Consider the following 20,750-nt stretch of genomic DNA (forward strand, 5'->3'; position numbering starts at 1 on the left):
AGGAAATGTCGTCAAAGGTGCCTTCCGCGACTTGATCTTACGTCAGCAAAAAAGTGACGTGACGTTCGGCTTACGTCAACGTCAACTGAATGTTGTAAACGGCGGGCAAGCTGATCACCTCTCTGCCATGACGCCAGCGACGAGAGATTGAGAGAATGACCGAAGACCTGATGACCATCCGCGAAATGTGCGACGCCTATGACGTGACGCCGCGCACGTTGCGGTTCTACGAATCCAAGGAGCTTCTGTTCCCGGTCCGGGAAGGTCAGAAGCGCCTGTTCACCAAACGCGACCGCGCCCGGCTCAAGCTGATCCTGCGTGGCAAACGGTTCGGCTTCAGCCTGGAGCAGATCCGCCAGCTGCTGGACCTCTATCACGTGGGCGACCAGCAGCACATGCAGCTGAACCGCACCTACGAGATCGCCCACGAGCGGCTTGCCGATATGGAAGCGCAGCGCGACGAGCTGACCCAGGCCATCGACGACCTGCGCGAACAGCTGCGCTGGGGCGAGAAGGTGCTTGCCTCGATGAAAGACACCAATAAGGCGGCCGAATAAGCCGCCTGATCCGACACCAGACCCACGACTTCAGGGAGCCATCCATGCCCATCTATACCGCCCCCACCAAGGACACGCAGTTCATCCTGCACGACGTTCTCAAGGTCTCGCAATCCGACACCCCCGGCTATGCCGAACTGGACGCCGATTTCACCGGCGCCGTGCTGGAAGAGGCCGGCAAGATCGCCACGAACGTGCTGCACCCGCTGAACGCGGTGGGCGATACCGAGGGCTGCCGGCTGGAAAACGGCGTGGTCTACACGCCGACTGGGTTCAAGGACGCCTTTGAGCAGGTCAAGGAAGGCGGTTGGACCGGGCTGGACATGCCCGAGCAATATGGCGGCCAGAACATGCCCTATGTGATCGGCACCGCAGTGGGCGAGATGTTCTCGGCCTCGAACCAGGCCTTCACCATGTATCAGGGCCTGACCCATGGCGCCGCCTCGGCGATTCTGGCGCATGGCTCGGACGCGCAGAAGGATACCTATCTGCCCAAGATGGTATCCTGCGAATGGACCGGCACCATGAACCTGACCGAGCCCCATTGCGGCACCGATCTGGGCCTGATGCGCACCAAGGCCGAACCGCAGGCGGACGGTTCCTACAAGATCACCGGGCAGAAGATCTTCATCTCGTCGGGCGATCACGACATGGCCGACAACATCGTGCACCTGGTGCTGGCCAAGATCGTGGGCGGTCCCGAGGGCATCAAGGGCGTGTCGCTGTTCATTGTCCCGAAGTTCATGGTGAACGAGGATGGCAGCCTGGGCGCGCGCAATGCCGTCTCGGTCGGCAAGATCGAGGAAAAGATGGGCATCCACGGCAACTCGACCTGTGTGATGAACTATGACGGCGCCACCGGCTATCTGCTGGGCGAGGAACACAAGGGCATGCGCGCCATGTTCACCATGATGAACGAGGCGCGGCTGGGTGTCGGCATGCAGGGCCTGGCCCAGGCCGATGCCGCGTACCAGAACGCGCTGGAATATGCCAAGGACCGGCTTCAGGGCCGCGACGTGACCGGGGCCAAGAACCCCGACGGCCCGGCCGATCCGCTGATCGTGCACCCCGACATCCGTCGCAACCTGATGGATCAGAAGAGCTTTACCGAGGGCGCCCGCGCCTTCATCCTGTGGGGCGCCACCATGATCGACGCCGCCCATCGCGCAGGCGACAAGGATGCCGATGGGCTGGTGTCGCTGCTGACACCGGTGATCAAGGGCTTCCTGACCGATCAGGGCTATGACATGACCGTGCAGGCGCAGCAGGTCTATGGCGGCCATGGCTACATCGAGGAATGGGGCATGTCGCAATATACCCGCGACGCCCGTATCGCGATGATCTACGAAGGCGCAAACGGCGTGCAGGCGCTGGACCTGGTGGGCCGCAAGCTGGCCCAGGACGGCGGCAAGCACGTGATGGCCTTCTTCGAACTGGTCAAGACCTTCTGCAAGGACAACGCAGGCGAGGACGAAGCCTATGACAAAGGGTTCATCGAACCGCTGAAAGCGGCGTCCAAGGATCTTCAGGCGGCGGGCATGTATTTCATGCAGAACGGCATGAAGAACCCCAACAACGCGCTGTCGGGTTCCTATGACTTCATGCACATGTTCGGCCATGTCTGCCTGGGCCTGATGTGGGCGCAGATGGCCAAGGCCGCCCGCGCCGCGCTGGCTGGCGGCGCCTCGGATACCGCGTTCTATGAGACGAAGATCGCGACCGGGCGCTACTACATGGCCCGCCGCCTGCCCGCCACCGCCATGCACCTGGCCCGCATCCAGACCGGCGCCGAAACGGTCATGGCCCTGGACGCGGCGAACTTCTAAGCTGCCGGGTGGGCAGAGATGCCCACCCACCCCAGCCCGACAGGAGAGCCCGATGCCGAAACGTTTCCGCCTGACCCGCCGCTTCCCGGTTGCGATGACCGAGGACGGCTATCGCAGGCTCAAGAGCTTCTCGCGCGAGGCCGGGCTGGACGAAGGCGAGGCATTGTCCTTTCTGTTCGAGAATTTCAACAGCGTGATCAACGAGGAGAATCTGACCCACCGGCTGCGCCTGTTCAACGCCGAGCTCGACGACCGCAAGCGGTAGAAGGCGCCTTCGGCGAGAGTATTTGCAGCGGAATGAAGACCATGGACGTCCACCCCGCCCTCCGGCCCGACCGCCAGACGGAACGCAGGCGGGACGCGGGGCTTCACTCCGCGCGGTCATCGGCTCTCCAGCCTGTACCGCAGCCGAAAACAGACCAGATTAACCTTAATGCCCGGTAAAGAGGCCCCTGCTTCATTTCGCCGGAAATACTCCACGGGGGTGCGGGGGTGTGAAACCCCCGCCGCGACATTGGCCAAAGGGAGGCTTGGATGACGATCAAACTCTACTGCTTCGGAGAAAGCGGCAATTCCTACAAGGCGGCGCTGGCGCTGCAACTCTCTGGCCTCGACTGGGAACCGGTCTTTGTCGACTTCTTCGGCGGTGAGACGCGAACACCCGAATATCGCGCCAATATCAATGCGCTGGGCGAGGCTCCGGTACTGGTCGATGGCGATTTCAAGACCGGACAGTCGGGCGCGATCCAGGCCTATGTGACCGAGGCAACCGGCAAGTTCGGCGGCAAGACCCGTGAAGAGAATTACGAGATCCTGCGCTGGGTGCTGTGGGACAACCACAAGCTCAGCTCGATGGCCGGTCTGACCCGCTTCCTGATGAATTTCCTGCCCCAGGACAAACGCCCGCAAGAGGTGATCGCCTTCAACCAGGGCCGGCTCAAGGCCGCCTATGCCACGCTGAACGCCCATCTCGAGGGCCGCGACTGGATCGTGGGTGATGGCCCCACCAATGCCGATCTCAGCTGCTGCGGCTACCTCTATTATCCCGAACCTTTCGGCTTTGACCGCGCCGACTGGCCCCATATCGACGCCTGGCTGGACCGCATCGCCGCCCTGCCCGGCTGGAAACACCCCTATGACCTGATGCCCGGCAATCCGTCGGATCGCGCTTGAGGAGACCAAGATGACCGAAGCTTATATCTATGACGCCGTGCGCACCCCGCGTGGCAAGGGCCGCAAGGACGGCAGCCTGCACGAGGTGACCTCGGTGCGCCTCAGCGCGCTGACGCTGAACGCGCTGAAAGAGCGCAACAATCTCGAAGGCCACGCGGTCGAGGACGTGATCTGGGGTAACGTCACCCAGGTGATGGAACAGGGCGGCTGCCTGGCGCGGACCGCGGTGCTGGCCTCGGATCTCGACCAGTCGATCCCGGGCCTTGCCATCAACCGGTTCTGTGCCAGCGGCATGGAGGCGGTGAACCTGGCTGCCAACCAGGTCAAGGGCGGCGCGGGCGATGCCTATATCGCCGGCGGGGTCGAGATGATGGGCCGCGTGGCCATGGGCAGCGACGGCGCCGCCATCGCCGTCGATCCCAGCATCGCGATGGAGACCTATTTCGTGCCGCAGGGCATCTCGGCCGACATCATCGCCACCGAATACGGCTTTACCCGCGACCAGGCCGACGCGCTGGCGATGGAAAGCCAGCGTCGCGCCAAGGAGGCCTGGGACGAGGGCCGCTTTGCCAAATCGGTGATCCCGGTACGCGACCAGAACGGGCTGACCATCCTGGATCATGACGAATACATGCGTCCGGGCACCGACATGCAGTCGCTGGGCGGCCTCAACCCCGCCTTCCAGATGATGGGCGAGCAGATGCCCGGCTTCGACAAGATCGCGATGCTGAAATATCCACATCTGGAGCGGATCAACCATATCCACCATGCGGGCAACTCCTCGGGCATCGTGGATGGCGCCGCCGGCGTGCTGATCGGCAACAAGGAATTCGGCGAGAAATACGGGCTGAAGCCGCGCGCGCGCATCAAGGCCACCGCCAAGATCGGCACCGATCCGACCATCATGCTGACCGGCCCGGTGCCGGTGACCGAGAAGATCCTGGCGGACAACGGCATGAAGATCGGCGATCTCGACCTGTTCGAGGTGAACGAAGCCTTTGCGTCGGTCGTCCTGCGCTTCCAGCAGGCGTTCGATGTCGACCCGGCGCTGGTCAACGTCAACGGCGGCTCGATTGCCATGGGTCACCCGCTGGGCGCGACCGGCGCGATCATCATCGGCACCCTGCTGGACGAGCTGGAGCGTCGTGACCTGGAAACCGGTCTTGCAACGCTCTGCATCGCGTCCGGCATGGGCGCGGCCACGATCATCGAGCGCGTGTGATGCCGAAACTGGACCTCGACAGTATCGAACGGCGTATCGGCTCGGTCTATCCGGGTCGGCTGAACGCGGCCATGGATGGCCGATCCAGCCTGCGCCTGGGCGATGCCGGCGGGCTGAGCCAGTTCGGTGTCAACCTCGTGCGGCTGGAACCCGGAGCGATGTCGTCGCTGCGCCATTACCACATGGAGCAGGACGAGTTCGTCATGGTGACCGAGGGTGCGCTGGTTCTGATCGACGACCAGGGCGAGCATCCGATGGTTCCGGGCGACTGCGCCACCTTTCCCGCTGGCGACCCGAACGGGCACCAGTTCGTCAATCGCACCGATGCGCCCGCCACCTTCCTGGTGGTGGGCACGCGGACCCCGACCGAGACTGCTTATTACAGCGATATGGACATGATGGTGAAACAGGATGCCTCGGGCTTCGCTTTCACCCGCAAGGATGGCAGCCCGCTGACGGCTGACCAGATCGGAGACGACAATGAGTGATTTTACGCTGACCAAGGACGCCGACGGCGTCGCCTTCATCACCTGGGATGCTCAGGGCAAGTCGATGAACGTGATGACCCGCGAGGCCTTTGAACTGGTTGACAGCCTGGTCGATCAGGCGCTGGCCGATGACGAGGTCAAGGGCATCGTCATCACCAGCGGCAAGTCGGATTTTGCCGGTGGCATGGACCTGAACACGCTGGCGGTGATCCGCGAGGAAGCGGGCGACAACCCGGCTCAGGGCCTGTTCGACTTTGTCATGGGCGGCCACCGCATCCTGCGCAAGCTGGAACTGGCAGGCATGGATCCCAAGACCAAGAAGGGCGGCAAGCCGGTGGCCTGCGCCATCAACGGCACCTGCGCCGGGATCGGCACCGAGATCGCGCTGGCCTGCCATCACCGGGTGATGACCAGCAATCCCAAGGCCAAGATCGGCCTGCCCGAGATCCTGCTGGGCATCTTCCCCGGCGGTGGCGGCACCATCCGCTATTCCCGCATGGTCGGCGCCATGGCCGCCGCCCCGGTCCTCTTGGAAGGCAAGATGATGGACCCGGCCAAGGCCAAGGGCGCGCAGATGGTCGATGCCCTGGCGGATGATCCGGTCGCCGCGGCCAAGGAATGGGTGCTGAACGCCAAGGATGCCGACCTGGTCAAACCCTGGGACGCCAAGGGATACAAGATGCCCGGCGGCGCCCCCTATCACCCGGCGGGCTTCATGACCTTTGTCGGCGCCTCGGCCATGGTCAACGGCAAGACCCAAGGTGCCTTCCCCGCCCCCAAGGCACTCTTGAGCGCGATCTACGAGGGCGCGCTGGTCGATTTCGACACCGCGCTGCGCATCGAGGCACGCTGGTTCACCCATGTGCTGATGAACCCTTCGTCCTCGGCCATGATCCGCAGCCTCTTCATCAACAAGCAGGCGCTGGAAAAAGGCGCCGTGCGGCCCAAGGACATCCCCGACCAGCGGGTCAAGAAACTGGGCGTGCTGGGCGCGGGCATGATGGGCGCGGGCATCGCGCTGGTCAGCGCGCAGGCGGGCATGGAGGTCGTGCTGATCGACCGTGACCAGGCAGCCGCCGACAAGGGCAAGGCCTATACCGAAGCCTATCTCGACAAGGGGATGAAGCGCGGCAAGGTTACCGCCGAAAAGAAAGAGGCGATGCTGGGCCTGATCACCGCCACCCCGGATCTGGACGCGCTCAAGGGCTGTGACCTGATCATCGAGGCGGTGTTCGAGGATCCGGGCGTGAAGGCCGAGATGACCAAGAAGGTCGAGGCGATCATCCCCGAGGACTGCATCTTTGCCTCAAACACCTCGACCCTGCCGATCACCGGTCTGGCCAAGGCAAGCGTGCGGCCCGAGCAGTTCATCGGCATCCACTTCTTCTCGCCGGTCGAAAAGATGCTGCTGGTCGAGATCATCAAGGGCAAGGAAACCGGCCCGCGCGCGGTGGCCAAGGCGCTGGATTACGTGCGCCAGATCCGCAAAACACCGATCGTGGTCAACGATGCGCGCTTCTTCTACTGCAACCGCTGCATCATCCCGTATGTCAACGAAGGCGCGCGGATGATCACCGAAGGCGTGTCGCCGGTGCTGATCGACAATGCGGCGCGGCAGCTGGGCTTCCCGGTGGGTCCGATCCAGCTGACCGACGAGACCTCGATTGATCTCGGCGCCAAGATCGCGCGCGCGACCAAGGCGGCGATGGGCAATGCCTATCCCGAAAGCCCGGCCGACGACCTGATCTTCTGGATGGAAGAGCTGGGCCGGATGGGCCGCAAGGCCAATGCGGGCTTCTTCGACTATGACGACAAGGGCAAGCGCACCGGCTACTGGAAAGGCCTCCAGGATAAGTACCCGCTGGCCGAGGAACAGCCCGACCTGATCGAGGTTCAGGAACGGCTGATGTTCGCCCAGGTGCTGGAAGCGGTCCGCGCGCTGGAGGAAGGCGTGCTGGAAGACATCCGCGAAGGCGACGTGGGCGCCATCCTGGCCTGGGGCTTTGCCCCCTGGTCGGGCGGCCCGCTCAGCTGGATCGACATCATCGGCACGCCCTATGCGGCGGACCGCTGCGACCAGCTGGCGGCGAAATACGGCGAGCGCTTCGCCTGCCCGCCGCTGCTCCGCGAAATGGCCGACAAGGGCCAGAGCTTCTATGGACGTTTCGACCCCGAGGCGAAATCGGCGGCCTGAAACGCGGCCTGAAAAAGAGTACCGGCGCCCTCTCACGGAGGCGCCGGTTTGTCATAAGGGGGGGTCTGATCAGCCGAACGGGTTCGGCGCCACCGGGCGGCCAGGGCGTGGCGGACGCATCGGCAGGTTGGGTAGATCAGCAGGTTCGCAGCCCAGCGCGCGATCGTCATCATCGTCGATCAGGCAGTTGACCAGGAACCGCGCCGCCGCGCCACCAAGCCGTTCGTATAGCGCTTTGTGCGAAATATCAGCGCTGTCCAGCAGTTGCCGGGGTGCCGGGCAATGGACAAGTAACCCGCCCTCGACATAGACCACTTCGTCCTGGCGAAAGGCCAGCGTGATCAGCTCTATCCGGTCGCTGGGCCGACCCGCCGCGATACCGCGATAGCCACGCAGCAGGCGGGCGGGCACCACCGCATAGGGATCGCCCAGCGTATCCAGCACCGCCTCGCATTCCACCAGCAGGCCCTGATCGGGCATCAGCCACAAATCTTGTCGGTTGTGGCACGCCCCTTTTGGCACCCGAACCGGGTGCAACGCGGTTGGCCGATCGGTCGGCAACGTCACCGTCTCCCTTTGGATATCGGCAACCGTCTGCATGGCATGGTCAAAGGTCAGTACCTGGTCGCCCACCTTGAGCGTTTCCACGGGTTGCCAGCCAAGATTGGAGGCGATCGAGGTTCCCGCCAGGAACCCCGATTGCCCTGTGATCAGCGGTACGTCGAGCATCGCCATAGCGTCTTCCATGACGGGACTCTCCCCCGCTCCTTTTTGTTTCCATCCGAACATACGCGCCGTCCCTCATGTGGCAGCAGCAAGAGCCTGGCTTGCCGGATTAACCAAGTTGTGAGGACAGGACACTCGATTCGAGGGCCGGAAACGGGCCGCGACAAGGGAGAAATTGTGGCATTGGCCGGGCTATTTCGGACAATGCCGCGCGGTCTGGCGGATTGACGCCGAGCGCGCAACAGCCCCCTAGTCGAAGCGGTAACCAAACCGAGCGATATCGCTTGCACAGGCCTCGCCCAAGGCCTCGGCGGCGCGGTCCGAGTAGTACGTGCGATAATCGGCGGCGCGCTCGGACCGGTTCGCGCGTGGCATGTCCAGCGCAAAGCCCAGATGCGCGGTCAGCGGTGCCAGATCGGTCTCCAGATGCTCCAGCCGGATATAGGCGGCGCAGTGTTCCACCCCGTCGGCGCGGCGCATATAGCTGGGGGCCGGGGCCGCACGAAAGGCCGCCAGCGTCTGCGGAGCGGTGACAAAACCCTCGAACTCCACCCGCCGGGCCAGATGTACCGCCGGATGGTCAAAGCCCTGCACCCGCAGCCAGTGATAATAGCTGACAGCCCGGTCCCAGGGATTGCGCACAAGGGTGAAGGCAAAGAGGTCGGCCAGCGCCTCAGGCGCGATCAGCCCGTCGATATCGGCCAGGGTCGAATGTTTCCACAAGCGACCGCGCGCCCGAACCCCCTTCAGACGACCGCGCCGGCGGATCGCCTTGGGCGTGTCGCCGATCAGGATGTCATCCTTCATCGCCCGCGCCTCCAGCGCCAGCGCCAGCGAGGTGCCGCCCGTCTTGGGGATGTGCACGAAGATATAGCCGCGACCCGGTGAAATGATCATGCCGTCACGGTAGCGACGCGGACAGCGGCCCTCAACCCGATCTGAGCGCGATGATCGCGCCCGCCAGCACGATCAGCCCGATGCCCAGCATTTGCCAGGGCCCCAACCCCACGCCCAGCACTACCCAGGCAAAGAGCGGACCAAAGATCATCACCGAAAATTCGAAGACAGAGACATAAGAGGGCTCGCCCAGTTGATAGGCCCGGATCAACATGAAGACGGCGGTGGCCGATCCCACTGCCTGAAGCGCAACCCAAGGCATCGCCTCGGTCATCGGCCAGACCCAGCCGCGCGCGACGAACCCGTCCGGCCCAGGCACCGGCGCCGCAGGAAAGAACGCCAGCCAGATCAATCCCGCCAGACCGGTCAGGCCCAACGCCGTCACCATCGCCGCCAGCAGCGCCGCCGTGCTCTCGCCCGCGCAGTGGTTGCGGGTGACCACCGCACCCAACGCATAGAAGAACCCTCCCGCAACCGGGATCAGCACCGTCGCATCGAAGGCGCTCGGATCGGGTTGCAACACGAACAGGATACCGGCAAAGCCCATCAGAACCGCCAGGATGCGCCAGGGTCCGATCCGCTGGCGCAATCCAAAGGCGGTGATCAGCAGCACGAAGATCGGCGAGGTGAACAACCCCGCCAGCGCCTGCGCGATCGGCATGAAGGCCAAAGCACTGAAATAGAACAGCATCGCCACCGTCAACAACAGGCTGCGCAACAGGACCCAGCCCTTGCGGCGCGGCAGCAATCCACCCAGACCCATCAGAGACATCAGCGCCACCAGGGGCAGCATCATCACCGCGCGGGTGAAATGGAACTGCCACAGCCCGATGCTCTCGGCCAGCCGGATCACGAAATTGTCGATCACGCCGATGATGCTCATCGCCGCGATCATGTAGAGTGCCGCCGCCAGGGGCGCCGAAGGATTTTCTGCCTGCATCCCGACGGAATAGTCGGGGCTTGCGAACTGGTCTTGTCCCAAAGCGACACCGGAGACAGGTTTTTCCTGCGACCTCAGACACCGCGCTACCCATTTGCCGCTGGCTCGGCAACAGTGTAGTCTGATGAAAAACGAGAACGAGCATCCCGTACCAGGCATGACAGCGCTCAAGCAATACGAACGGATCGAGGCAACCGGCCTCTGGCGCCCTGCGCCAGAAGCTCAGAGGCGTGAGGTTCTGGTCTCGATCGGCGAAGCGACGCTGACGATCTCTGATTTCAATGATCGGGCCCTGACCCACTGGTCGCTGGCGGCATTGGAACGACAAAACCCCGGCGCATTCCCGGCGCTCTATTCCCCCGACGGTGATCCGGGCGAAACGCTGGAACTGGCCGAAGGCGAGACCACGATGATCACCGCAATAGACCGCCTGCAACGGGCCATAGACAGCCGGCGGGCCCGTCCCGGTCGCATCCGCTGGATTACTGTGGCGCTGGTGATGACGGTTGTGCTGGCGGGACTGGCCCTTTGGCTGCCCGGCGCCTTGAGGCGGCATGTGGTAGCGGTGGTTCCCGAGATCAAGCGGCAAGAGATCGGCCGCGCAGTTCTGGTCCGCGTAGAGCGGGTCACCGGGCAGGCTTGTACCGGCGAGGAGACCGACGCGATCCTGTCCCGGCTTGCCCAACGCACTGGTGTGCGGCGGCTGGTCGTGGTGCCCGGAGGGCGCGCGGACAGCTTGTTCTTACCTGGCGGTATCGTAGTTCTGAACCACGCGCTGATCGGTGATCACGAGGACAGTTCCATCGCCGCGGGTTACATCCTGGCAGAGCGCGCCCGGGCTCAGGCCCAGGATCCGCTCGATGACCTGCTTTATCGCGCTGGCCCTGTCGCGTCGTTCCGGCTGTTGACGACCGGTTCACTGACACCTGGCATTCTTGACAGCTATGCCGAGCGCGTGCTGGCCGAACCACGCCCCGATCTTCCCGATGAAACGCTGCTGGGAGTGTTCAGCCAGGCAGCGATCCCGTCGTCACCTTATGCCTATGCGCGCGACATCACCGGCGAAACCGTGCTGGGCCTGATCGAGGCCGACCCGATGACGGGACGCACGCTGGAACCGGTTCTGGCCGATCGCGACTGGGTTCGGTTGCAGGATATCTGCGGCGGCTAAGACACCCGCTCCGGTCACAAACGAAAAGGGCCGCCAGGTTGGCGGCCCTTTTCGCTAAAAAAACATAATCAGCGGCTGCTTCGCGTCACCTTACCCGCCGTACCGGCCGGGGCGCTGCGCGTTGACAATCGCAAATGCAGAGGTGGCTTGGCACCATTTGTATATGCCCGTTCGCCATGCACCACGGTGATCGTTCTGGGATTGGTCTCGACCGGCAGCAGGGTACGCGGCAGTTCGCGAGTCCAAAGCTGTTCCATCTGTGCGTCCCCTTCGGCAGTACGCATACCGCGCAGCGGGTTCAACCGGCCATCCTCGCGATGAACAGCTCGGAACCCTGTGGGGGTGTTGAAACTGCTATACTGGATCGCCGGGCGCAGGGTGCGTTCGGCCCTATGCGGGTTGAGCCGATCGTCGGTCCAGACTGGCCGATAGCCGGCCGGAATCTGCACATTGGTGGTGTTCTGACGTTTGTCGTAGATATGTTGTGGCACGACGCGGGTGTTGAGCGAAACGCGAACTCCGGTGTCGCCTACTTTCAGCGACGAGTTCTTGCGGGTGCCATAGGTGATCGGAGGCTCTGCCTGTGGTCCGCAGCGCACTCCGGTCTGATTGATATAGCGCTGGCTCAGTGTCGAAGCGTTGGAACAGCCCCCCGTCGCCGCAGCTGGCGCAACCATGCGTGGCTTTACCTGCGCAGGCGCTGCGGCCGGTGCCACGGGCACGGCGACCGGAGTCGGGCGCGCGGTGGTGGTCCGGGTAGTCGGTACCGCGACAGGGCGCGCGGTGGCGGCCCGGATTGTCGGCGTCCGGGGTGTGGTCGCGGTGCTAACCGTCGTTGCAGGCGTTGTGCGGACGGTTGTCGCCGGAGCTGTTCGGGGTGCTGGGCTAGCCGCCGTGCGCACCTGCGGTTTCGGCGTCGCGGTGGCGGTTGTCCTGGTCGTGGGTTTCGCTGCAGGCTGGTCGAGGGTGATCACCTTCGGCGCTGCTTGTTGCGGCGCGGCCTTGGTCGCCCCGGCCACTGCGGTAGGCTTGTAGCCACAGACTTGCTTGCGCTCGCGAGAGACGCGTGGCACCCAGGTCACATTACCGTCTATGCCAGCGCGGATATAGATGCACCCACGGCTGTCAACGTATTGCTTGCCCTGGTAGGAAGTGGGCGGAAACTCGGCCGGTGGTGTCGCGTTGCGCAACGTCTGAGCGTTCAGCGTACTGAATCCGATACTGAGCCCGATCACCGAAAGCGCAACAATTCTTGTAACTCGCATACCTGCCCCCACAAGATGTGGACGCAGGATGCAGGAAATCCCATAGTTAGTAAAGCGACAGTTGCCGCAATCTGCCCCTATTTCGTGCCGAACATGCGGTCACCGGCATCGCCCAGGCCCGGCATGATATAGCCCTTGGAGTTCAGCGCCCGGTCGAGCGAAGCGGTGACGATCGGCACATCCGGGTGCGCCTCTTTCATCCGCGCCACGCCTTCGGGCGCGGCCAGCAGGCAGAGGAAGCGGATATCGGTGGCGCCAGCCTGTTTCAGCAGGTCGATGGCTGCGGCGGAACTATTGCCTGTGGCCAGCATAGGATCGACCGCGATCACCAGCCGATCCTGCAACCCTTCGGGCACCTTGAAATAATACTGCACCGGTTGCAGCGTTTCCTCGTCGCGATAAAGGCCGACAAAGCCGACCCGCGCCGAAGGGACCAGTTCCAGCACCCCGTCGAGCATGCCGTTGCCCGCCCGCAGGATCGACACCAGCGCCAGCTTCTTGCCCGCGAGTATAGGCGCCTCCATCTCTTCCAGCGGGGTCTCGATGGTGCGGGTGGTCAGCGGCATCTCACGCGTGACCTCATAGGCCAAAAGCTGGGTGATCTCGCGCAGAAGCTGGCGGAATGATGCGGTCGAGGTGCCCTTGTCCCGCATCAGGGTCAGTTTGTGCTGCACCAGCGGGTGGTCGACGACGGTCAGATGTTCGTTCATGATGTCTCCAGTCTCTTTGCGACCCGGCTCCGGGTGTCTTCATCGCAGAATGCCGCGCTAAGCGCCGTGGCGTTCAGGTGGGCGAAATCCTCTGTCCCCCAGCCAAAGGCCTTGGCCAGCATCTCATATTCGCGCCGCATCGTGGTATGGAAAAACGGCGGATCGTCGGTGGATATGGTGACGCGGACACCCGCGTCGCGCAAACGCGCGATGGGATGGGCCGCAAACGAGGGGTAAAGGCCCAGCACCACGTTCGAGCCGGGACAGACCTCGAGCGTGACGCCCCGGTCGGCCAGTTCATGCACCAGATCGGGGTTCTCGATGGCGCGCACGCCATGGCCGATGCGTTCGACCCCCAGCACGCGCACCGCGTCGCGCACGCTGTCCGGCCCGCCAAACTCGCCCGCATGGGTGGTGAGTCTCAGCCCCGCCTCGCGCGCGCAGTCAAAAGACCAGGCATAATCGCCCTGTTTGCCCACACCCTCGTTGCCGCCCATGCCGAACCCCACGATCCAGTCGCCCGCCGTCTCGGCAGCGCAGCGGGCGGCGCGCTTGGCCTGATCGGGGCCGAAATGGCGCACACAGGTGACGACACCACGCAGGGTGATGCCCAGTTTCGCCTCGGCCGCGTCCGCAGCATCGCGGATGGCGGCCAGATAGTCGCGCCAGGCGGCGACATCGCCGCCACCGCAGAAATCGGGGCTAAGGAAGGTCTCGGAATAGAGCACCCCGTTCTCGGCGCTTTGTTCCAGGATGGCCCAGGTCAGGCGGCGGAACTCCTCGGGGCCGGTCAGCACCGAGGAAGCGGCTTCGTAGATGCTGAGGAAATGGGTGAAACCGCGGAAATCATAGGACCCGTCGGGCTTGAAGATGCCGCGCAGGTCGATCTTTTTCTCATGCGCCAGCTGCCGGATCAGGGCGGGGGGTGCCGCGCCTTCGTGATGCAGGTGCAATTCGACCTTGGGCAGGTCGGCGACCGGGGGCTGTCCTTCGCTCACAGGAAGCTCCTCCCCGGCCCCTGCGCCGGAATAGCCAGATGCGCCGCCACCGAGGCGGCGATATCGGCGAAATTCACCTGTCCGATTTGCCCGGCGCCACGCCCGGCCACCAGAACCGGCACCTGTTCGCGGGTGTGATCGGTGCCAGGCCAACTGGGATCGTTGCCATGATCGGCGGTCAGAACCATCAGGTCGCCGGGCCGCAGGCTTTGCAGGATTTGCCCGATCTCACGGTCGAACCACTCCAGCGCCCGTGCATATCCGCTGATGTCGCGGCGGTGACCATAAAGGCTGTCGAACTCGACAAAATTGGCAAAGGTCAGGCTGCCCTCTTCGGCGGTGGCGACCAGCCGGGCAAGATGGGTCATCAGCTCGGCATCCGACCCTTTGACCACATCATCGATCCCCTGCATCGAGAAGATATCGCCGATCTTGCCAACGCCGTGCACCCGGCGCCCCACATCCTGCGCCCAGTTGGTCAGCACCGGCGCGGGCGGGGTGATGGCAAAATCCTTGCGGTTGGTGGTGCGGGTGAACCCGGTCTCGGGCGTGCCGACAAAGGGCCGCGCGATCACCCGCCCCACCTTCATCGCATGCAGGCGCGGCGCGACGGCCTTGCACAGCGCCAAGAGCCGGTCGAGGCCAAAGGTTTCCTCATGCGCGGCGATCTGGAACACGCTGTCAGCCGAGGTATAGCAGATGGGCTGGCCCGTCCGCATATGCTCGGCCCCGTGGCGGTCGATGATCACCGTGCCCGAAGCGTGGCAATTGCCAAGGATACCGTCGCTGCCAGCAGCCTCGGCCACCGCCTGCACCAGATCATTCGGGAAGGCGGGAATGGTGTCGGGGAAATAGTGCCAGTCCCACGGCACCGGCAGGCCCGCCAGCTCCCAATGGCCCGACGGCGTGTCCTTGCCCCGGCTGTGTTCGCGCGCGCAGCCCCAGAGGCCAGAAGGGTCCGCCGCCAGCCCCGGCGTCGCCGCACCCGAGGCGAGCCGGGTCGCCGCGCCCAGGCCCAGCCGGTTGAGATGGGGCAGATGCAGCGGGCCGCTGCGCCCCTCCTCCGCCGCGCCACGCGCGCAGGCCTGGGCGATATGGGCCAGCGTGTTGGCGCCGGTATCGGGGCGGTCGCCGTTAAAGAAAGTATCGGCATCCGGCGCACCGCCGATGCCGACCGAATCCATCACCACCAGAAAGGCACGGGTCATGGCGTGATCCTTTCATGGATAAGCGGTGGCGCGGCCACCGGCTCTGGCCCGATGGTGATCGCCGCGCGCAGGGTGGCCTCGGCGGCCTCTGCCGCCTCTTGCCTTGCGGCGTGGATGGTGGCGAGCGGGGTGCTTGGGTTAACCGCTGTGCCCAGCCGGATCACCCGTGACAGGCCAACCGCCGGGTCAACAACATCGGTCTCGACCTGCCGCCCGCCGCCCAGCGCCACCACGGCAAGGCCCAGCGCCTCGCCGTCGATGGCGGTGACATAGCCTGACGCGCGGGCGGGAACCTCGCGGATCACGGTTGCCTCGGGCAGGAACCGCTGCCAGTTCTCGACAAATTGCACCGGCCCGCCGACAGCCGCGATCATGCGACCAAAGCGGTCGGCCGCGCGACCGTCTGAGATGATGGCAGCAATGCGCGCGGCCCCGCTGACCGCATCCGGTGCCAGCCCCGCATCAGAGAGCAGCACGCCGCCCAGCTCGGCCGAGAGTTGTGCCAGCGGGTCATCAGCGTGACCAGAGGTCAGCACCCGCATCACCTCGCCCACCTCGAGCGCATTGCCGAGGCTGGGCGCCAGCGGCTGGCTCATATCGGTGATCAGGGCCGAGGTCCGGCAGCCAGCGGCATTGGCGGTCTCGGTCAGGGCAAGGGCCAGCGCGCGCGCCTCGTCCGGCGATTTCATGAAGGCGCCGCTGCCCAGTTTCACGTCCAGTACCAACGCATCGGGGCTGGCGGCCAGTTTCTTGGACAGGATCGAGGCGGTGATCAGATCGAGGCTTTCGACCGTGGCGGTCACATCGCGGATGGCATAGAGCCGCTTGTCGGCGGGCGCGATGCGGGCGGTGGCGCCGACAATTGCGGCCCCGGTGTCGCGCACCACCTGCGCCAGCCGGTCAGGCCCAAGCTGGGTGGTGACGCCGGGGATCGCCTCCATCTTGTCGAGCGTGCCGCCGGTATGGCCCAGCCCCCGGCCCGAGATCATCGGCACATAGGCGCCGCATTCAGCGAGCGCGGGCGCCAGCACCAGGCTGACGCAATCGCCCACCCCACCGGTGGAATGCTTGTCGATCACCGGCCCGTCGAAATCCCATTGCAGCACATCGCCGGTATCGCGCATGGCCAGCGTCAGCGCCGCGCGCCCCTCGGGGCCAAGCCGCCCCATGCAAACACCCATGGCAAAGGCGCCAGCCTGGGCATCGCTGACTGAACCGTCGGCAAGGCCCTGGGCAAACCAGGCCAGCTCAGGCGCACTGGGCACCTCGTGCCGTCTGAGCCGGGCAATGATGGCACGTGCATCCATGGTTCAGCTTTTGTCCATATGGGCCGCGCCGAAGGCGCCGGGCAGGAGCTGACCGATGGTCATCGCGGTTTCGATCCCATCGAGATTGGCCATGGTCACGACAACATCCGGATCCCCGAATTCAGCCAGTTTCTGTCGGCAGCCACCGCAGGGCGGCACCGGCGCCGGGCTATCGGCGACCACATAGACCTCGGTCAGGCGGCTTTCGCCCGCGGCAACCATTGCAGCGATGGCGCCCGCTTCGGCGCAGGTGCCTTCGGGATAGGCGATGTTTTCCACGTTGCAACCGGCATAGACCGCGCCCGAGGCGGCCCTAATCGCCGCGCCCACCTTGAACCGGGAATAAGGCGCATGGGCGTTTTCACGAACGGTCAGGGCGGCGGATTTGAGGCTCATAGCGATTCCCCGGTTTTTGATCATCTGGTCGGAAATGCATAGCCTATCCCGCACCCGCGCGCGAGAGGAACCACCGGGCAAGGGGGCGCTGCCCCCGTCCTGCGGACTCCCCCGGAGTATTTTGGGCAGAATGAAGGAGCTTTAGCCCAGTGTGGTGGTGAAGGTTCCGGGCAAGGTGACCTCGAGCAATTCGATATCGTCGGAAGGGTCGGACAGGCGGGTGCGCATGCCCGGCGGGATCACGAAGGCGTCGCCCTGTTCCAGCGGGTACGGATCGCGCCCCTCGCCCTCGAGCGTCACGGTGCCGTTCATCACGAAAGTGAAGAGGATATCGGTGTCATGGGCCGCCCATTGCGGCACACCCTGCCCCCGGCGCACCACCTGCACTCCGGCCACGCCCTTGGTGTTGGCGGCGATGGTGGTGTCACGGCAGATATAGCCCGGCAGGCGGAAGGGGGACCATTCGGCGCCCTCGGCGCGGTTATAGACAAAGCGCTGGCCCTGCCACTCGCGGTCGGGGCGCAGGTGCGGTGTGGGCAGGGTCATCTCGTGGTCGATCTCGGTGACATGCTCGGCCGGCACGCCAATCTCGATCACCTGCACGTTGTCGCTGGCCTCGAGCACGCGGTGGCGAATCTCGGGCGGCTGGATGAAGCAATCCCCGGCGGTCAGGCGCATCTTGTCGCCCTGATCCTCGTAGACCACATCGACCCAGCCATGAATGCAGAAGATGAGCTGAAAGCCGACCCGGTGGAAATGCACCATGTCAGGCACCGGCCCGCCGTCGGGGATGCGGATATGGCTGGCGATGATCGAGCCGCCCAGGCGCGAGGGCACCAGATCGCGGTAATGCATGCCGGCCCGCCCGATGATCCAGGGCGCCTGATCCTTGAGCCGGCGCACCACGAATGTGTGTTCGGTCTGCGGCATCACCAATGGCGGGTGGCGCTCTTCAATCTCGATCCGCGTGCCATTGGGCGCGGTCAGGCGGCGCTGGCCATCGGCGAATCCGTCCGGGTCATCGGTGAGGATGCGCAGGGTGCCGGGCGCTTCGGGCGCGCCTTTTTCGATGCGCAGGCGCAGGCCGTGGCCCGAGAACACCGCGATGCGCGGGTCATCGGCGGGATAGATCATGTCCATCCGCATGCCCAGAACCCTGGTATAAAAGGGGATGTCGTCGCGCAACTCCTGCGTCGGCAGGCGCATCTCGGCTATGGTGTCGGTCATCGGTCCCTCCCTCGCGGGGCGAGAGTGGCGGTCGTGCTCCGCTTTGGCAAGCGGGGCTGCGACCTTGTTGCGCAAAAATCCCGGTTTCCGCCACGTCAAATTTAGTTTAATGCTAAACTAGTTCCCCGAGGAGGATTTTCCGAGATGTCCGACCAGCCCAGCCAGCGCCAGGCGGCGCTTGATTACCACGCCTTTCCCAAGCCCGGAAAGCTGGAGATCCGGGCCACCAAACCCATGGCCAACGGCCGCGATCTGGCCCGCGCCTATTCGCCCGGCGTGGCCGAGGCCTGTCTGGAGATCAAGGATAACGCCGCCCATGCCGAGACCTATACCGCGCGCGGCAACCTGGTGGCGGTGGTGTCCAACGGCACCGCGGTGCTCGGGCTCGGCAATATCGGCGCGCTGGCCAGCAAACCGGTGATGGAAGGCAAGGCGGTTCTGTTCAAGAAATTCGCGGGCATCGACTGTTTCGACCTTGAGGTGAACGAGAGCGACCCGGAGAAACTGGCCGATATCGTCTGTGCGCTCGAGCCGACTTTCGGAGCCATCAACCTGGAAGACATCAAGGCGCCCGACTGTTTCATCGTCGAGAAGCTGTGCCGCGAGCGGATGAACATCCCCGTCTTTCACGACGACCAGCACGGCACCGCCATTGTGGTAGGTGCCGCTGCGCGCAATGCGCTGCATGTGGCGGGCAAGGCGTTCGGGGATATCAAGATCGTCTCGACCGGCGGTGGCGCGGCCGGGATCGCCTGCCTGAACATGCTGGTGAAACTGGGCGTGAAGCGCGAGAACATCTGGCTGTGTGACATTCACGGGCTGGTCTATGAGGGCCGCACCGAAGACATGAACCCGCAAAAGGCGTGTTTTGCCCAGGCTACCGATCTGCGCACGCTGGACGATGTGATCGAGGGGGCCGATCTGTTCCTGGGCCTCAGCGGGCCCAACGTGCTGAAGCCCGAGATGGTGGCGCGCATGGCGAAACGTCCGATCATCTTTGCGCTGGCCAACCCCACGCCCGAGATCCTGCCCGACGCGGCGCGCGCGGTGGCACCGGACGCGATCATCGCAACCGGCCGCAGCGACTTTCCGAACCAGGTCAACAACGTCCTTTGCTTTCCCTTCATCTTTCGCGGCGCGCTGGATGTGGGCGCGACCGAGATCAACGACGCCATGCAGATCGCCTGTGTCGAGGGGATCGCGGAACTCGCCCGCATCACCACCAGCGCCGAGGCGGCGGCGGCCTATCAGGGTGAGCAGCTGACATTCGGGGCCGAATACCTGATCCCCAAACCCTTTGACCCACGCCTGGTCGGGGTCGTCTCCTCTGCCGTGGCGCGCGCCGCGATGGAGAGCGGCGTCGCGCGCCGCCCGATCGCCGATCTGGAAGCCTATCGGCAGAAGCTGAACCAGAGCGTGTTCAAATCCGCCCTGCTGATGCGCCCGGTGTTCGAGGCGGCGGCCAAGGCAGCGCGGCGGCTGGTCTTTGCCGAGGGCGAGGATGAACGCGTGCTGCGCGCGGCACAGGCCATTCTGGAAGAGACCACCGAGACCCCGATCCTGATCGGCCGTCCCGAGGTGATCGAGGCGCGTTGTGAAAAGCTGGGCCTGTCGGTGCGCCCTGGCCAGGATTTCCAGATCGTGAACCCGGAAAACGACCCGCGCTATTACGATTACTGGACCTCTTATCACCAACTGATGCAGCGGCGCGGCGTCACCCCGGATCTGGCCAAGGCGATCATGCGCACCAACACCACCGCCATCGGCGCCATCATGGTGCATCGGGGCGAGGCCGACAGCCTGATATGCGGTACCTTCGGCGAATATCGCTGGCACCTGAACTATGTGCAGCAGGTACTGGGCACCCACGACCTGCGCCCGCATGGCGCGCTGTCGCTGATGATCCTGGAAGACGGGCCGCTGTTCATTGCCGATACCCATGTGCGCAGCCGCCCCAGCCCCGAGGAGTTGGCCGAGATCACGCTGGGTGCTGCGCGTCATGTGCGCCGCTTCGGCATCGAACCGCAAATCGCCTTTTGCTCGCAATCGCAATTCGGCAACCAGGCCGAAGGCTCGGGTCTGCGGTTGCGGCAGGCGATCGAGATATTGGACAGCCAACCGCGTGACTTTGTCTATGAGGGCGAGATGAACCTCGACAGCGCGCTGGACCCTGAACTGCGCCAGCGCATCTTTCCCAATTCACGACTGCATGGCGCCGCCAACGTGTTGATCTTTGCCCATGCGGATGCGGCCAGCGGCGTGCGCAACGTGCTCAAGATGAAAGCGGGCGGTATCGAGGTTGGGCCGATCCTGATGGGCATGGGCAACAAGGCGCATATCGTGACCCCCTCGATCTCCGCGCGCGGGCTTTTGAACATGGCGGCCATTGCCGGAACCCCGGTCGCTCACTACGGTTGATCCCGGTGGCGTCTTGCCGCCAACAGG

20 protein-coding genes are annotated in these 20,750 nt (G+C 64.5%); 10 read left to right on the forward strand and 10 right to left on the reverse strand.

What is annotated here, in order from left to right; all coding sequences use genetic code 11:
• Window positions 1–155: 155 nt before the first annotated feature.
• The 7 genes from MB818_RS06630 (at window position 156) to MB818_RS06660 (ending at window position 7,460) form a co-directional block, all read left to right on the forward strand.
• Entirely contained in the window at window positions 156–557 is a 402-nt protein-coding gene (locus MB818_RS06630) for a MerR family transcriptional regulator (RefSeq protein ID WP_234138843.1), read from the forward strand.
• Between the two features lie 44 nt (window positions 558–601).
• Window positions 602–2,383 (forward strand): acyl-CoA dehydrogenase C-terminal domain-containing protein, encoded by a 1,782-nt coding sequence (locus tag MB818_RS06635; protein WP_234138842.1) that lies wholly within the window; start codon window positions 602–604, stop codon window positions 2,381–2,383.
• A 52-nt stretch (window positions 2,384–2,435) separates the two neighbouring features.
• Window positions 2,436–2,648, forward strand: a complete 213-nt coding sequence (locus MB818_RS06640; RefSeq protein ID WP_234143398.1) for a hypothetical protein — start codon at window positions 2,436–2,438, stop codon at window positions 2,646–2,648.
• A gap of 269 nt (window positions 2,649–2,917) precedes the next feature.
• A complete protein-coding gene (locus MB818_RS06645; protein ID WP_238904513.1) occupies window positions 2,918–3,556 on the forward strand; it encodes a glutathione S-transferase family protein in 639 nt (212 codons plus the stop codon).
• 10 nt (window positions 3,557–3,566) lie between these two features.
• Window positions 3,567–4,778 carry an acetyl-CoA C-acetyltransferase gene (locus tag MB818_RS06650; protein WP_234138840.1) on the forward strand — a complete coding sequence of 404 codons (1,212 nt, stop codon included), beginning with the start codon at window positions 3,567–3,569 and terminating at the stop codon, window positions 4,776–4,778.
• Window positions 4,778–5,266 carry a cupin domain-containing protein gene (locus MB818_RS06655; protein WP_234138839.1) on the forward strand — a complete coding sequence of 163 codons (489 nt, stop codon included), beginning with the start codon at window positions 4,778–4,780 and terminating at the stop codon, window positions 5,264–5,266. The genes MB818_RS06650 and MB818_RS06655 overlap by 1 nt, the downstream gene beginning before the upstream one ends.
• A complete protein-coding gene (locus MB818_RS06660; protein ID WP_238904515.1) occupies window positions 5,259–7,460 on the forward strand; it encodes a 3-hydroxyacyl-CoA dehydrogenase NAD-binding domain-containing protein in 2,202 nt (733 codons plus the stop codon). Before MB818_RS06655 ends, MB818_RS06660 begins: the two co-directional genes overlap by 8 nt.
• A gap of 69 nt (window positions 7,461–7,529) precedes the next feature.
• Here MB818_RS06660 and MB818_RS06665 read toward each other — a convergent pair whose 3' ends face one another.
• The 3 genes from MB818_RS06665 to MB818_RS06675 form a co-directional block, all read right to left on the reverse strand.
• A complete protein-coding gene (locus MB818_RS06665; protein WP_238904517.1) occupies window positions 7,530–8,207 on the reverse strand; it encodes a Hint domain-containing protein in 678 nt (225 codons plus the stop codon).
• A gap of 228 nt (window positions 8,208–8,435) precedes the next feature.
• Window positions 8,436–9,083, reverse strand: coding sequence for a sulfotransferase family 2 domain-containing protein (locus MB818_RS06670; protein WP_234163097.1), 648 nt, complete (start codon window positions 9,081–9,083; stop codon window positions 8,436–8,438).
• A 31-nt stretch (window positions 9,084–9,114) separates the two neighbouring features.
• A complete protein-coding gene (locus tag MB818_RS06675; protein ID WP_234138835.1) occupies window positions 9,115–10,023 on the reverse strand; it encodes a DMT family transporter in 909 nt (302 codons plus the stop codon).
• 157 nt (window positions 10,024–10,180) lie between these two features.
• Between MB818_RS06675 and MB818_RS06680 the strand changes: the two genes are divergently transcribed.
• The gene (locus MB818_RS06680) at window positions 10,181–11,194 is read left to right on the forward strand and encodes a hypothetical protein (protein ID WP_234139051.1); all 1,014 of its coding nucleotides are present in this window, start codon (window positions 10,181–10,183) and stop codon (window positions 11,192–11,194) included.
• A gap of 68 nt (window positions 11,195–11,262) precedes the next feature.
• On the opposite strand, the gene MB818_RS06685 is transcribed toward MB818_RS06680, so the two are convergent.
• Complete coding sequence (locus MB818_RS06685) at window positions 11,263–11,871, reverse strand: hypothetical protein (protein ID WP_234138834.1); 609 nt, start codon at window positions 11,869–11,871, stop codon at window positions 11,263–11,265.
• On the opposite strand from MB818_RS06685, the gene MB818_RS06690 reads away from it, so the two are divergent.
• Window positions 11,870–12,229 (forward strand): hypothetical protein, encoded by a 360-nt coding sequence (locus tag MB818_RS06690; RefSeq protein WP_234138833.1) that lies wholly within the window; start codon window positions 11,870–11,872, stop codon window positions 12,227–12,229. The two genes, MB818_RS06685 and MB818_RS06690, sit on opposite strands and share 2 nt — an antisense overlap.
• A 307-nt stretch (window positions 12,230–12,536) precedes the next feature.
• On the opposite strand, the gene upp is transcribed toward MB818_RS06690, so the two are convergent.
• The 6 genes from upp to MB818_RS06720 all read right to left on the reverse strand — a co-directional run bounded on the left by upp (window position 12,537) and on the right by MB818_RS06720 (window position 18,305).
• The gene (gene upp, locus MB818_RS06695; RefSeq protein ID WP_234138832.1) at window positions 12,537–13,169 is read right to left on the reverse strand and encodes a uracil phosphoribosyltransferase; all 633 of its coding nucleotides are present in this window, start codon (window positions 13,167–13,169) and stop codon (window positions 12,537–12,539) included.
• Window positions 13,166–14,167, reverse strand: coding sequence for an adenosine deaminase (locus MB818_RS06700; RefSeq protein ID WP_238904519.1), 1,002 nt, complete (start codon window positions 14,165–14,167; stop codon window positions 13,166–13,168). The genes upp and MB818_RS06700 overlap by 4 nt, the downstream gene beginning before the upstream one ends.
• Window positions 14,164–15,375: a phosphopentomutase gene (locus tag MB818_RS06705; protein WP_238904520.1), complete on the reverse strand. Its 1,212-nt coding sequence runs from the start codon at window positions 15,373–15,375 to the stop codon at window positions 14,164–14,166. The genes MB818_RS06700 and MB818_RS06705 overlap by 4 nt, the downstream gene beginning before the upstream one ends.
• The gene (locus tag MB818_RS06710; RefSeq protein WP_238904522.1) at window positions 15,372–16,682 is read right to left on the reverse strand and encodes a thymidine phosphorylase; all 1,311 of its coding nucleotides are present in this window, start codon (window positions 16,680–16,682) and stop codon (window positions 15,372–15,374) included. The genes MB818_RS06705 and MB818_RS06710 overlap by 4 nt, the downstream gene beginning before the upstream one ends.
• Before the next feature lie 3 nt (window positions 16,683–16,685).
• Window positions 16,686–17,102 (reverse strand): cytidine deaminase, encoded by a 417-nt coding sequence (locus tag MB818_RS06715; RefSeq protein WP_255699963.1) that lies wholly within the window; start codon window positions 17,100–17,102, stop codon window positions 16,686–16,688.
• A 117-nt stretch (window positions 17,103–17,219) separates the two neighbouring features.
• Window positions 17,220–18,305, reverse strand: coding sequence for a cupin domain-containing protein (locus MB818_RS06720; protein WP_234217024.1), 1,086 nt, complete (start codon window positions 18,303–18,305; stop codon window positions 17,220–17,222).
• Window positions 18,306–18,449: 144 nt separating this feature from the next.
• On the opposite strand from MB818_RS06720, the gene MB818_RS06725 reads away from it, so the two are divergent.
• On the forward strand, window positions 18,450–20,723 hold the full coding sequence (locus MB818_RS06725) for an NADP-dependent malic enzyme (RefSeq protein ID WP_238904525.1): 2,274 nt from the start codon (window positions 18,450–18,452) through the stop codon (window positions 20,721–20,723).
• Window positions 20,724–20,750 lie beyond the last annotated feature (27 nt).

The sequence above is a fragment of the Ruegeria alba genome (genome assembly GCF_022321465.1).
GTDB lineage: Bacteria > Pseudomonadota > Alphaproteobacteria > Rhodobacterales > Rhodobacteraceae > Ruegeria_B > Ruegeria_B alba.

What these genes read in the sequence shown, in the direction of transcription:
- MB818_RS06630 (WP_234138843.1), top strand. Translation starts at nt 156, where the DNA reads ATGACCGAAGACCTGATGACCATCCGCGAAATGTGCGACGCCTATGAC.
- MB818_RS06635 (WP_234138842.1), top strand. Translation starts at nt 602, where the DNA reads ATGCCCATCTATACCGCCCCCACCAAGGACACGCAGTTCATCCTGCAC.
- MB818_RS06640 (WP_234143398.1), top strand. Translation starts at nt 2,436, where the DNA reads ATGCCGAAACGTTTCCGCCTGACCCGCCGCTTCCCGGTTGCGATGACC.
- MB818_RS06645 (WP_238904513.1), top strand. Translation starts at nt 2,918, where the DNA reads ATGACGATCAAACTCTACTGCTTCGGAGAAAGCGGCAATTCCTACAAG.
- MB818_RS06650 (WP_234138840.1), top strand. Translation starts at nt 3,567, where the DNA reads ATGACCGAAGCTTATATCTATGACGCCGTGCGCACCCCGCGTGGCAAG.
- MB818_RS06655 (WP_234138839.1), top strand. Translation starts at nt 4,778, where the DNA reads ATGCCGAAACTGGACCTCGACAGTATCGAACGGCGTATCGGCTCGGTC.
- MB818_RS06660 (WP_238904515.1), top strand. Translation starts at nt 5,259, where the DNA reads ATGAGTGATTTTACGCTGACCAAGGACGCCGACGGCGTCGCCTTCATC.
- MB818_RS06665 (WP_238904517.1), bottom strand. Translation starts at nt 8,207, where the DNA reads ATGGAAGACGCTATGGCGATGCTCGACGTACCGCTGATCACAGGGCAA.
- MB818_RS06670 (WP_234163097.1), bottom strand. Translation starts at nt 9,083, where the DNA reads ATGATCATTTCACCGGGTCGCGGCTATATCTTCGTGCACATCCCCAAG.
- MB818_RS06675 (WP_234138835.1), bottom strand. Translation starts at nt 10,023, where the DNA reads ATGCAGGCAGAAAATCCTTCGGCGCCCCTGGCGGCGGCACTCTACATG.
- MB818_RS06680 (WP_234139051.1), top strand. Translation starts at nt 10,181, where the DNA reads ATGACAGCGCTCAAGCAATACGAACGGATCGAGGCAACCGGCCTCTGG.
- MB818_RS06690 (WP_234138833.1), top strand. Translation starts at nt 11,870, where the DNA reads ATGCGTGGCTTTACCTGCGCAGGCGCTGCGGCCGGTGCCACGGGCACG.
- MB818_RS06685 (WP_234138834.1), bottom strand. Translation starts at nt 11,871, where the DNA reads ATGGTTGCGCCAGCTGCGGCGACGGGGGGCTGTTCCAACGCTTCGACA.
- upp (WP_234138832.1), bottom strand. Translation starts at nt 13,169, where the DNA reads ATGAACGAACATCTGACCGTCGTCGACCACCCGCTGGTGCAGCACAAA.
- MB818_RS06705 (WP_238904520.1), bottom strand. Translation starts at nt 15,375, where the DNA reads ATGACCCGTGCCTTTCTGGTGGTGATGGATTCGGTCGGCATCGGCGGT.
- MB818_RS06710 (WP_238904522.1), bottom strand. Translation starts at nt 16,682, where the DNA reads ATGGATGCACGTGCCATCATTGCCCGGCTCAGACGGCACGAGGTGCCC.
- MB818_RS06715 (WP_255699963.1), bottom strand. Translation starts at nt 17,102, where the DNA reads ATGATCAAAAACCGGGGAATCGCTATGAGCCTCAAATCCGCCGCCCTG.
- MB818_RS06720 (WP_234217024.1), bottom strand. Translation starts at nt 18,305, where the DNA reads ATGACCGACACCATAGCCGAGATGCGCCTGCCGACGCAGGAGTTGCGC.
- MB818_RS06725 (WP_238904525.1), top strand. Translation starts at nt 18,450, where the DNA reads ATGTCCGACCAGCCCAGCCAGCGCCAGGCGGCGCTTGATTACCACGCC.